Source organism: uncultured Vagococcus sp., from assembly GCF_963518325.1.
Lineage (GTDB): Bacteria > Bacillota > Bacilli > Lactobacillales > Vagococcaceae > Vagococcus_D.
This window is the reverse complement of the sequence record NZ_CAUQJB010000002.1, coordinates 190,293-202,399: the sequence shown is the minus strand read 5'-3', so window position 1 is coordinate 202,399 and position 12,107 is coordinate 190,293. Positions and strand designations below refer to the sequence as shown.

Annotated in this window: 11 protein-coding genes; all 11 read left to right on the top strand. The window is 38.9% G+C overall.

What is annotated here, in order from left to right; all coding sequences use genetic code 11:
* The first annotated feature begins 270 nt into the window (after positions 1-270).
* Complete coding sequence (locus RWN13_RS02805) at positions 271-636, top strand: DUF3397 domain-containing protein (protein ID WP_314060278.1); 366 nt, start codon at positions 271-273, stop codon at positions 634-636.
* A gap of 295 nt (positions 637-931) precedes the next feature.
* Positions 932-1,363 (top strand): division/cell wall cluster transcriptional repressor MraZ, encoded by a 432-nt coding sequence (gene mraZ / locus RWN13_RS02800; RefSeq protein WP_314060275.1) that lies wholly within the window; start codon positions 932-934, stop codon positions 1,361-1,363.
* Positions 1,364-1,383: 20 nt separating this feature from the next.
* Positions 1,384-2,337 carry a 16S rRNA (cytosine(1402)-N(4))-methyltransferase RsmH gene (gene rsmH / locus RWN13_RS02795; protein WP_314060274.1) on the top strand — a complete coding sequence of 318 codons (954 nt, stop codon included), beginning with the start codon at positions 1,384-1,386 and terminating at the stop codon, positions 2,335-2,337.
* 18 nt (positions 2,338-2,355) lie between these two features.
* Entirely contained in the window at positions 2,356-2,742 is a 387-nt protein-coding gene (ftsL, locus tag RWN13_RS02790) for a cell division protein FtsL (RefSeq protein ID WP_314060273.1), read from the top strand.
* Positions 2,739-4,619, top strand: a complete 1,881-nt coding sequence (locus RWN13_RS02785) for a penicillin-binding transpeptidase domain-containing protein (protein WP_314060271.1) — start codon at positions 2,739-2,741, stop codon at positions 4,617-4,619. Before ftsL ends, RWN13_RS02785 begins: the two co-directional genes overlap by 4 nt.
* 59 nt (positions 4,620-4,678) lie before the next feature.
* Positions 4,679-5,644, top strand: coding sequence for a phospho-N-acetylmuramoyl-pentapeptide-transferase (gene mraY, locus RWN13_RS02780; protein WP_314060269.1), 966 nt, complete (start codon positions 4,679-4,681; stop codon positions 5,642-5,644).
* 38 nt (positions 5,645-5,682) lie between these two features.
* Positions 5,683-7,053 carry a UDP-N-acetylmuramoyl-L-alanine--D-glutamate ligase gene (murD, locus tag RWN13_RS02775; protein ID WP_314060266.1) on the top strand — a complete coding sequence of 457 codons (1,371 nt, stop codon included), beginning with the start codon at positions 5,683-5,685 and terminating at the stop codon, positions 7,051-7,053.
* Positions 7,054-7,096: 43 nt separating this feature from the next.
* On the top strand, positions 7,097-8,188 hold the full coding sequence (murG, locus tag RWN13_RS02770) for an undecaprenyldiphospho-muramoylpentapeptide beta-N-acetylglucosaminyltransferase (protein ID WP_314060263.1): 1,092 nt from the start codon (positions 7,097-7,099) through the stop codon (positions 8,186-8,188).
* A 17-nt stretch (positions 8,189-8,205) separates the two neighbouring features.
* Positions 8,206-9,312 carry an FtsQ-type POTRA domain-containing protein gene (locus RWN13_RS02765; RefSeq protein WP_314060262.1) on the top strand — a complete coding sequence of 369 codons (1,107 nt, stop codon included), beginning with the start codon at positions 8,206-8,208 and terminating at the stop codon, positions 9,310-9,312.
* Between the two features lie 154 nt (positions 9,313-9,466).
* Positions 9,467-10,801, top strand: coding sequence for a cell division protein FtsA (gene ftsA / locus RWN13_RS02760; protein WP_314060260.1), 1,335 nt, complete (start codon positions 9,467-9,469; stop codon positions 10,799-10,801).
* Positions 10,802-10,827: 26 nt separating this feature from the next.
* Positions 10,828-12,105 (top strand): cell division protein FtsZ, encoded by a 1,278-nt coding sequence (gene ftsZ, locus RWN13_RS02755; protein WP_314060258.1) that lies wholly within the window; start codon positions 10,828-10,830, stop codon positions 12,103-12,105.
* The last annotated feature ends 2 nt before the right edge of the window (positions 12,106-12,107 follow it).

Genomic DNA, 12,107 nt, shown 5'->3' with positions numbered 1-12,107 from the left:
TCGTGCTTAATATCTTAAAGTTTACACAAATAACCCAAGAGTAGCAACTTTCAATTGCCAGAAGCCTTTTTTTTGATTATAATTATTAATTGGTCTTACTAAAGTACTGTGGTAAAGAGACTCCAATAAAGAGGTCCTTGTTATGATTATTACATACTTTCGTAACAAATGACGTTTAAAGACAATGGAACTTAAACTGGCTGACATACGTGTGTAAACTAAACAGTGTATAGTTACTCTAGTAGTTGGAGAACAGAAAGGATTAGTTAAATGAAGATACCAGTTATAATGATTTTTTGGTATGTTTTCCCAATTATTTTGCTATTTGCTTGTAATTTTATTGTACAATCATTGGCGCTTGTTAAAAAATACAAATTAAAATCACCGGATTTAGCGACACCGCTTTTACTAATGGGGATACATGCTATTTCCATGGATACCTTTAAAGTATCGGCCGTACCTTATCTGCTTATTTTGATTTTTCTTTTAGGAATTGGGATTGCAGTGAGTCACGCATACTACTTTGGTGATATTCAATATAAACGATATTTTAAAATGTTTTGGCGAATAGTCTTTTTACTTACTTTGATATTATACATTCTTTTGACAATTTTAAACATTATTCAATATGTGTAGACATGTAAAATAAAAAAGCGACGTAGACTATTCTATGTCGCTTTTTCTCTTTTTTAGGGAAAATCCCCCACCTAACCCCCACTTTTCTTTCAGAAACAGTGAAAAGGATTTTTCTTCTATCAAAACCTTTTGATAGCAAGGGGTTGAGCCTCTTTTAGAGAGGCTTCTACTTAGACTTTCCTTTCGTATATTTGGGGTTTAGTAAAAAAATGAAAAAAAATTAGCTAGGTTGTGGTAGAAAGTGGGGGAATGTGGTAGACTGAATATACTAAGTGGGTAAATGAGGTAGTCTATCATGTTAATGGGTGAATATAAACATAATATAGATGCAAAAGGTCGCTTGATCATGCCTTCGAAGTTTCGTGATGAACTGGGTGAAAAGTTTGTTGTGACTAGAGGGATGGACGGCTGTTTATTTGGTTATCCTCAAAACGAGTGGGAAGTATTGGAAGAAAAGCTTAAAGAAATGCCCTTGGCGAAAAAAGATGCTCGGACGTTTGTTCGCTTCTTTTATTCAGCGGCAACGGAATGTGAAATCGATAAGCAAGGTCGGATTAATATCCCCCAAACACTTAGAACTCATGCAAGCTTAGAAAAAGAATGTGTTGTCATTGGTGTCTCTAACCGGATTGAAATCTGGAGTCAAGAGAAATGGGATGACTTCTCAGACGAAGCAGAAGCTAATTTTGATGAATTAGCTGAAACAATGATTGATTTCGGGTTATAGGAAAGTAGAGGAATTATGGGATGACTGAGAAATTTCGTCACACAACAGTCCTACTGCACGAGACTGTTGATCAATTGAAGATAAAACCCACTGGTGTCTACGTTGATTGCACATTAGGTGGTGCGGGTCATAGTGAGTATTTATTGTCACAATTAGCAGAGTCGGGTCATCTATATGCCTTTGACCAAGATCAAAAAGCTATTGACCACGCTCAGGAAACATTAAAAGAATACAGTGAAAAAGGTATGGTTACCTTTGTAAAAGCAAATTTCAGAGAACTGAAAGATAAACTAATGTCACTAAATGTGACAGAGGTCGATGGCATCTTATATGATTTAGGCGTGTCATCGCCACAACTGGATGAAGCTGAACGTGGTTTTAGTTATCATCAGGATGCGCCATTAGACATGCGGATGGATACTGATGCCGAGTTAACTGCTCGCGAGTTGATTAACACGTATGATTATCACGAGTTGGTTAAAATTTTTTATCGCTATGGCGAAGAAAAATTTTCCAAGCAAATCGCTCGTGAAATCGAAAAACGCCGCCAAGAGAAACCTATTGAGACAACAGGTGAATTAGTCGAGTTGATTAAAGATGTTATTCCTGCACCAGCAAGGCGCAAAGGTGGACATCCAGCAAAACGGATCTTCCAAGCAGTAAGGATTGCGGTTAACGATGAGTTAGCAGTAGTGGAAGAATCATTAGAACAAGCAATTGAGTTATTGGCGCCGAGTGGTCGGATTAGTGTTATCACTTTCCATTCTTTAGAAGATCGAATTGTTAAGACAATCTTTAAAGAGTATAGTCAGCCAAAAGAAACACCGCCAGGGTTACCGGTGATTCCTGACGAATTTCAACCGATCTTGTCATTAGTCAATCGTAAGCCAATTCTTCCTTCTGAGGACGAATTAGCGGATAATAATCGCGCGCGAAGTGCAAAATTACGGGTGGCTGAAAAAAAAGCACCTTGAAAGGAAGGGGAAGAACAGGTGGCAGAATTAAAAGAATTTGAAGAGTACGATATCAGTATTCCGCAAGAAGTAGACACGAAAGTAGTTGCAGCGCCAGAAGAGCCTGTCTTAACCTATCCTAAAAAAAGGTTACAAAATATTTCTAGAGTTGAGAAGTCTATCGTCGCCTTATTTATCTTAGCTTTCGTAACAATGGCTGTTTTAACAGTCAAGTTAACGACCACTATCTCTCGAGGAGAAGAAGAAATTGCTGTTATCCAAGGGGACATTGATCGTAAGACAGATCAAATCAGCAAGCTCGAGCAGGAAAAAAATGAATTGTCACGAGCAGACCGCATTAAAAAAGCGGCTGAGGAAGCAGGCTTAGAAGTCAAAGATGAAAATATAAGGAATGTGAAAAAATGAATTGGCAAAAATGGCAGAAATACATTCGAAGTAAAGGGCTAGAGCCAAGAACCAATCGGAAAAAATTCGGCTCCATCCTTTTTGGGGCAACTATTGTTGTCTTTTTTCTGTTCATCTTTCGTTTTACATATATCATAGGCTTTGGAAAAGTCGGCGATACTTCCTTAGATATCAAAACTCAACAACTATATCAAGGAAGTAGCGTAGTCAAGGCAAAGCGAGGTTCCATTTATGATCGTAATGGAGTTGCGATTGCCGAAGACGCTACTTCTTATTCGTTATATGCGGTGTTGGATAAAACCTATTTGGGGCTGTTAGATCCTAAAACGCAAAAACAAGAAATCCTTTATGCTGAAAGTAAGAACTTTGATCAAATCGCTGATATTTTAAATAAACATCTTAAGATAAAAAAAGCGAATGGTTTAAAACAATTGAATCAGAAAAAAAACTCTGATGGCTTTGCTATTAAGCGTGTTGAATTCGGTAAAGAAGGTAAAGGTATTTCTTTAGAAATAAAAAATAACATAGAAGCTGAATTGAAAAAGGCTGGTATTAAAGGGGTTTATTTTGACGCCCATCCAGCTCGTATTTATCCTAATGGAATTTATTCTCCTTATCTGATTGGTTACACCGCTCTTGCTGATGATAGTGATGAAAGTAAAGGGCTCTTAGGCCAAATGGGAATAGAGAAAATGTATAATAAGGAATTGAATGGACAAGATGGCGAAGTTAGCTTTCAACGGGATAGTCGTGGTAATCCATTACCAGGAACCATTAATGAGATAAAGAATGCTAAAGATGGTGTCTCGATTTACACTACGCTGGATGATTCCTTACAGTCTCTTCTGGAAAGTAAAATGACTGAATCGATGGAGAAATACGGGGCGGAAGATATCACCGCTATGTTGGTGGAAGCCAAAACAGGAAATATTTTAGCGGCGTCTCAACGACCTGCTTTTAATCCGGAAACATTAGACGGCTTAGATAAGGAAGGTGCTCAGTGGCAAAATTTATTGGTGGAGCAACCTTATGAACCAGGGTCAACAATGAAAGTTTTCACTGTTGCAGCTGCTATTGAAACTGGTAATTTTAATCCTAACGCTACATTCCTAACAGGGAAAATTCAAGTTGACGATAAACAAATAAATGACCACATTCGTGAAGGGGTAGGGACAATTACTTACCGTCAAGCACTTGCTTGGTCAAGTAACGTCGGAATGGTTCACTTGCAACAAGCTATGGATATGAAGTGGATCGATTACTTAAATCGTTTTGGTTTTGGTAAAAGTACGAATTCTGGTTTGCCACCGGCAGAACACGATGGTTTTATTCGGACGGATACGACAGTCGATAGAGCCATGACTTCGTACGGTCAAGCCATATCAGTGACGCCATTTCAAATGGTTCAAGGGTTCACGGCAATTGCCAATGGCGGCAAAATGATGAAGCCTAACTTTATTAGCAAGGTTGTCAAGGCAGATGGAACAGAAAAAGTCATTCAACCTGAAGTGGTAGGTCAACCAATCACAGATAATACAGCTAAACAAGTTTTAGACATGATGACTGATGTGGTAGAAGATCAGGAGTATGGCACTGGTAAAACATATAAGTTAGAAAATTACCGTGTTTCAGCTAAAACGGGAACGGCTGAGATTGCTGAAGAGCAGGGGTATTTACTTGATGAGTATTTATATTCGGCAGTCCAAATCGCGCCGACGGAAAATCCAGAATATATTATGTATGTGACAATGCGCAAACCAAATAAATCAGCTGGCGTTCAGCCTGCTGTGATGATATCTGAGATTTCTAATACGGTACTGGAACGAGCCTTAAACATAGATGCAAGTAACCGAAGTGTTGACGCAAGTAATAAATAGTAAATGAAGCAAGCGCTCAGCGCTTGCTTTCATCGCTAATTTTTAGGAGATAATAACGAATGGAATGGACTAAAGTATTTTTACCAATCGCGTTGAGTTTTGCGATGACCGTAACAATGATGCCTTTTTTTATCGGCTATTTTCAAATGAAAAAACAAGGACAGTCAATTAGAGACGACGGGCCAACTTGGCATAATAATAAAGCTGGCACACCTACCATGGGTGGCTTGGTCTTTTTAATTGCAATTGTGTTAGCATCGCTGGTTTTTGCTGTTTGGCAGAAATCCCTGACTGCTTCTTTTACTATTGTGATCTTTATACTTGTCCTTTATGGAGGACTTGGTTTTTTAGATGATTTTATTAAGATTTTCAAGAAACGAAATATGGGATTAAATTCTCTACAGAAGTTAATTGGTCAGATTATTGGTGCAGTAGTCTTCTATATGGTTTTTCGTAATGAAGGGTTTACTAATACACTTAGCTTACCACTTCTTGGAGACATAAATTTAGGTCTTCTATATGGGGTTTTTGTGTTATTGTGGTTAGTCGGCTTTTCGAATGCGGTCAATCTGACTGATGGGTTAGATGGATTAGTATCAGGTCTAGGTATGATTTCTTTTGGGACATACGCGATTATTGCTTGGAATCAGCAACAACATGATATTTTAATCATTTGTTTGACGACTATGGGTGGACTTTTAGGGTTTTTCCTATTTAACAAAAAACCAGCGAAGATTTTTATGGGTGATGTTGGTTCATTGGCTTTGGGAGGAATGCTAGCAGCCATTTCGATTTTGCTTCATCAAGAGTGGACTCTTCTACTGATTGGTTTAGTTTATGTCATCGAAACAGCTAGTGTTATGCTCCAGGTGACATCGTTTAAATTAAGAGGGAAACGAATTTTTAAAATGGCTCCGATTCATCATCATTTTGAGATGTCTGGTTGGAGTGAGTGGAAAGTTGATATTGTTTTTTGGATAATAGGATTGGTAATGTCAGTTATTACCTTAATGATTTTATACTAAGGGGAGACCCCCCTTTATAATAAGGAGAAAATACCGAGATGAAGACAGTCACAGCGTATGAAAACAAGAAAATTTTAGTTTTAGGGTTAGCGAGAAGCGGTGTTAGTGCGGCACGATTGTTGCATCAACTAGGGGCACTTGTCACCGTTAATGATGCTAAAGAGTTTGAAGAAAACCCTGAAGCCCAAGAATTACTCTCAATGGGGATTCGTGTTGTGACAGGAGGTCATCCAGCTGATTTAATGGATGAAGAGTTTGTTTTAGTCGTTAAAAATCCCGGTATTCCTTATTCTAATCCCATTCTCGAAAAAGCAATGGAAAAAAAGATTCCTATTATCACTGAAGTTGAGTTGGCCTATGAGATTGCCGAAGCTAAAGTTATTGGCATTACTGGGACCAATGGTAAAACAACGACAACGACGATGATAGGAGAGTTGCTCAATCAAGGACTTAATCAAGGGCAGGCATACTTAGCTGGTAACATCGGCTCCCCTGCCAGCTCAGTAGCGCAGCAAGCGAAAATTGAAGATATCCTAGTGACAGAATTATCGAGTTTCCAATTGATGGGAACTATTGAGTTCCACCCGCAAATAGCAGTTATAACTAATTTATATGAAGCTCATCTGGATTACCATGGTAGTCGCGACGAGTATGTAAAAGCTAAGTGGAATATTCAAAAAAATATGACCAAAGATGATTACTTAATACTAAATGGTAATCAGCCTGAATTAGTTGAATTAAGCAAGACTAGTCGAGCAACGGTGCTCTTTTTTAAAACAACAGGTGATGTTGTGGCAAATGCCTATTTAGATAATGGTCAGTTGTGCTATAATGGAGAGTCGCTTATGGCTGCTAAGGAAGTTGGCGTGCCGGGAGAACACAATCTTGAAAATGCACTTGCGGCAATAACTGTTGCCAAACTATTAGGTGTCTCTAATGACTCAATTAAAGATACATTGCGTCATTTTGGTGGCGTTGAGCATCGAACTGAGTATCTTGGAGAGATTAGCGGTCGCAAGTTTTACAATGATTCAAAAGCGACTAATATTTTAGCGACAGAAAAAGCCTTGAGTGGTTTTGATAATTCACAAACAATCCTCTTGGCAGGAGGGCTTGATCGCGGGAATGAGTTCGATGAATTAGTGCCCTCTATCAAGGACTTAAAGGGGATTATCTTGTTTGGCGAAAGTCAAGCTAAACTGAAAAAAGCAGCAGAAGCCGCTGGCATTACTCAAATTAGATTAGTGGAAACACTTCAGGAAGCTGTCCTTAGAAGTTGGTCACTAAGTCAGACTGGAGATAGTATCTTATTATCGCCTGCCTGTGCGAGTTGGGATCAATTTAAAAATTTTGAGAGCCGTGGGAATACCTTTAAAGAAGCCGTCAAGCAAATAAACGATAAGAAGTGATAATAAGCCGTCAAGCAAATAAACGATAAGAAGTGATAATAACATGAGAGTATTAGTATCAGGTGGAGGGACTGGCGGACATATTTATCCAGCAGTTTCCTTAGTCAAACAAATTAAAGAAAAACATCCTGAGGCTGAATTTCTTTATGTTGGAACTGACCGAGGACTAGAAAGTAAAATTGTACCAAAAGAGGGAATCCCATTTAAAACCATTCAAATACAAGGTTTTCGACGGTCGTTGTCTCTTGAAAATATTAAAACTGTCTATCTATTTATGAAAAGTGTCAGTGATTCAAAAAAAATCATTCGTGAGTTTAAACCTGATGTGGTAATGGGAACTGGAGGATACGTCTGTGCAGCAGTGGTTTATGCTGCTTACAAAGAAGGAATCCCAACCTTGATTCACGAGCAAAACAGTGTGCCAGGGGTCACGAATAAATTTTTAGCCAAATACGTCAATAAAGTCGCAATTTGTTTTCCAGATGCTGCTCAGTATTTTCCTAGTAATAAAATTGAGTTAACAGGAAATCCTCGAGGACAAGAAGTCGCAAAAATTGAAAAATCAACTATTTTGGAAAGTTATGGGTTAAGATCTGATCTGCCGACTGTGCTAATCTTTGGTGGTAGTCAAGGTGCTCTTTCGATGACTAACGCTTTAATTGAGGGATTAGCAGAGTTGAGCAAACGTGAGTATCAGGTACTTTGTGCAACAGGAGAGCGTTATTTTAAACAAGTTCAATCCGCCATGGCAGAAGCGGGTATAGAGTCTTCAAATTTAGTGGTGAGACCTTATATCGACAATATGCAAGTGGTGTTGAAAAATATTGATTTAGTTGTCAGCAGAGCTGGCGCTACAACGATTGCCGAAGTAACTGCTTTGGGCTTGCCATCGTTGTTGATTCCCAGCCCAAATGTCACCAATGACCATCAAACAAAAAATGCCATGAGCCTAGTCTCAGTTGGGGCGGCGGAGTTGTTGAAAGACAGTGATTTATCTGGTCTTTCTCTAGTTCGAGAACTTGATGCTATTATGTTGGATGACCAACGCCGTCAGTCGATGGCAGAGGCGTCATTAGCAGAAGGTATTCCAGATGCCACGGATCGCTTACTGGCCGTGGTTGAAGAGATTATATAAAGTGGGAGGTAAGCATCATGGGGAAAGACGATCAAGACATCAATAAGCCCTCTGAGTCAACAGACGCAGAGATGCTTACACCTTGGCAAAAAGAAAATTTGAAGTATTTAGAGCAAGTTGGTGATCAACCTCGTTGGAAAAAAACTGAGGAACCTGAAGTGGAGACAGCTGTTGTTCCAGACGATCCTGTCAAAGCAGATGAGACCTTAGTAGAAGCATCTGAGGATAATGAGGCATCGGAAGAGCCTACTAAGGAAGGGGCGAAGGATGGCCTCACCTTAGAGACGGTTAAGGATTTGCCTAAATCAAAGTCTTTTGCTGACAAGTTACCAAAAATGAAAGAAGCAAGACAAAAACGGTTGAAACGACGATTGACGTTACTTGTCAGTGTTTTCGGAATAGGGGCTATCGGTACGATGTACTATGTGTCCCCATTAAGCAAACTCAACAAGATTGAAGTTGTTGGAAATGAATTAGTGACATCTGAGGCGATTGCCGCTTCAACTAAATTAACTGGTGAGGAATTCATTTGGTCGGCTTATTTCAATAATGAACTAATTCCAAGAATAAAAAAGGATAATCCCCGGGTTAAAGATGTTGATATTCGTTTGAGTCGCATGAATAATTTGAAAGTAACAGTTACGGAATATGCTGAAGTGGCTTATGCGAAAGAAAATCAAACAATTCATGCTGTTCTTGACAATGGAACGATTTTAAGGGAACCAACAGAAATAAAAAATGAGGCATTTCCTGTTTTGATTGATTTTAAAGAGGGAGATAATTTAAATTATCTAATGGTTAGTTTTTCGAAGATTAATCCAGAAGTATTAGCTAATATTAAAGAAATTAAAAGTACACCTTCTAGTTCCAATGCTTACCTAATGACCATGACCATGAAAGATGGCAATCAAATTATAGCTTCAACGCGTGATTACCAAGATAAAATTAATTATTATCCTCAAGTGATTGCGGATAATCCTGGTAAAGGAATTGTGGATATGGAAGCAGGGATTTTCTTTACCACCTTTGAGTCAATTGAAGCCCAAAAAAAAGCGGCTCAAGCTGAAAAAGAACGTGCAGATTGGCAAAAACAAGTTGAAGAAGAGAATAATCAAAATAATTAACGAATTATTATGTATTCTTCTTTTGTAAAGTCTACTATTTATGGTAGAATTGTATGAAGATGGATTATTTTGTAATTTTGATTAAATAATATGAAATTAACATGAAACTAAACAGTATGGAATAGCAATTTAAATATAGGAGGGAATACCTTTCATGGCAAAAACAGGAATTTATGTTGGCCTTGATATCGGTACAACATCAGTTAAAGTTGTTGTAGCTGAATATATCGAGGGTCAAATTAATATTATTGGTGTCGGAAATGCTAAGGCGGAAGGACTAAGTCGTGGTATAGTAATTGATATCGACAAAGCTGTTGACTCAATTAAACGAGCAATCAGCCAAGCAGAAGAAAAATCTGGCATCCAAATTAGAAAAGTCAATGTTGGCTTACCAGCTAACTTATTAGAAGTTGAAAAATGTGAAGGCATGATCGCCGTTAATACAGAATCAAAAGAAATCACAGATGAAGATGTTCGCAACGTAGCGTCAGCGGCGATTGTTCGCTCGACACCTCCAGAACGTCAAATCATTACGTTGATTCCTCAAGAATTTAAAGTTGATGGTTTTGATGGCATCAAAGACCCTCGTGGGATGATTGGGGTTCGACTTGATATGAATGGGGTCGTCTTTACTGGACCTAAAACGATCGTTCATAACATTAGAAAGTGTGTGGAAAAAGCTGGGTTACAACTGGCTGAGCTGGTTATTACGCCTTTAGCATTAACAGAATCAATTTTGTCAGATGGTGAAAAGGACTTTGGAACGATTGTCATCGACATGGGTGGTGGCCAAACAACGACGGCTGTCATGTATGAAAATGATTTGAAATTTACCTATGTGGAACAAGAAGGTGGAGAATTCGTTACTAAAGATATCTCTGTTGTCTTAAATACCTCTTTGAACAATGCGGAAGCACTGAAGATAAATTACGGAGATGCTTATCCAGAAAGAACGTCTTCACATGAAGAGTTTCCAGTGGATGTGATTGGTCAAAAAGAACCAATTAAAGTGGATGAACGTTACTTGTCTGAAATTATTGAAGCCCGCATGGAACAAATCTTAGCGAAATCAAAAGCGGCTTTAGAAGAGATTGATGCATTAACCTTACCTGGAGGTGTTATTCTAACAGGTGGTAATGCAAGTATTCCTGGGATTGTGGAATTGGCTGCTGATGTTTTTGGTACTCATGTGAAATTACATGTGCCAAACCATATGGGCTTAAGAAACCCAATTTTCTCTAATGCTATTAGCATTGTGGAGTATGGATCGCAGCTAAATGAAATTTATCATATTTCAAAAGCAGCCGTAACAGGTGGCAAACTCTCTGTTAGTCAAACGAATGATGACGTACGTTATGAAGCACCGCGTCAAGTTGAGCAAGAGACAGCTCAACAAACAGTGGTTTATGATGATTACGAAGAAGAAGAACCAAAAGGAAAAAATGTGAAGAGTAAGTTAACTGATTTTATTTCGAACATTTTTGACTAAAACCAAAATAGGAGGACTATAACGAGATGGAATTTTCAATTGATAATAACATTGATAGTGGTGCAATAATAAAAGTAATCGGAGTCGGTGGTGGTGGCGGAAACGCTGTTAACCGCATGATCGATGAAAATGTTAAAGGCGTCGAGTTTATCGTTGCCAATACAGATGTCCAAGCATTAAAAGACAGCAAAGCTGAAACAGTCATTCAATTAGGCCCAAAGTACACTCGTGGTCTTGGGGCTGGTTCGCAACCAGAAGTGGGGCAAAAAGCTGCCGAAGAAAGTGAATCATTTTTAGCTGACGCTTTAAGCGGAGCAGATATGGTCTTTATCACTGCTGGTATGGGTGGTGGAACTGGGACTGGTGCGGCACCTGAAGTAGCTCGTATTGCGAAACAAATGGGAGCATTAACTGTGGGTGTGGTAACACGACCATTTAGTTTTGAAGGACCAAAGCGTGGCCGTTATGCTGCGGAAGGCATTTCGCAATTAAAAGAAAATGTTGACACGTTGCTAATTATTTCAAACAATCGCTTACTGGAAATCGTTGATAAAAAGACACCAATTTTAGAAGCATTCAGAGAAGCTGATAATGTTTTGCGCCAAGGGGTGCAAGGTATTTCTGATTTGATTACAGCACCTGGTTACGTTAACTTGGACTTTGCGGATGTGAAAACCGTTATGGAAAACCAAGGGACTGCCTTAATGGGTATCGGATCAGCTAGTGGTGAGGATCGAGTAATTCAAGCGACTAAACAAGCTATTTCTTCGCCATTACTAGAAACATCTATTGATGGGGCTGAACAAGTTCTATTGAACATTACAGGTGGGTTGGATATGACGCTGTTTGAAGCACAAGATGCGTCTGATATCGTGACAAGTGCTGCTAATAGCGACGTTAATATTATTTTGGGTACATCAATCAATGAAGACCTGAAAGATGAAATCATCGTGACGGTTATTGCAACAGGAATTGACCCAACGAAAAACGAAAAAAAAAAGAGCGGCCGCAACGTCGTTAGACAAGCCCCTCAACAAACAACACAACAACACACTCAATCGCAAGTGGTAGCACCTGCTCCACGACCGACGATTGATTTAGAGCCAATTAAAGCTGAACCAGAAGCAGACAGTGCTTTTGGCGATTGGGATATTCGTCGCGAACCTAGCCAACGTGGCAATGTTGAGCCTGCCTCATTTGACAAACTTGAAAAAAAAGAATTTGAAAGTTTCTCAAAAGAGCCAATTGACAAAGATGATGATGATGAATTAAATACACCAGCATTTTTCCGTAGAAAAAGATAGGA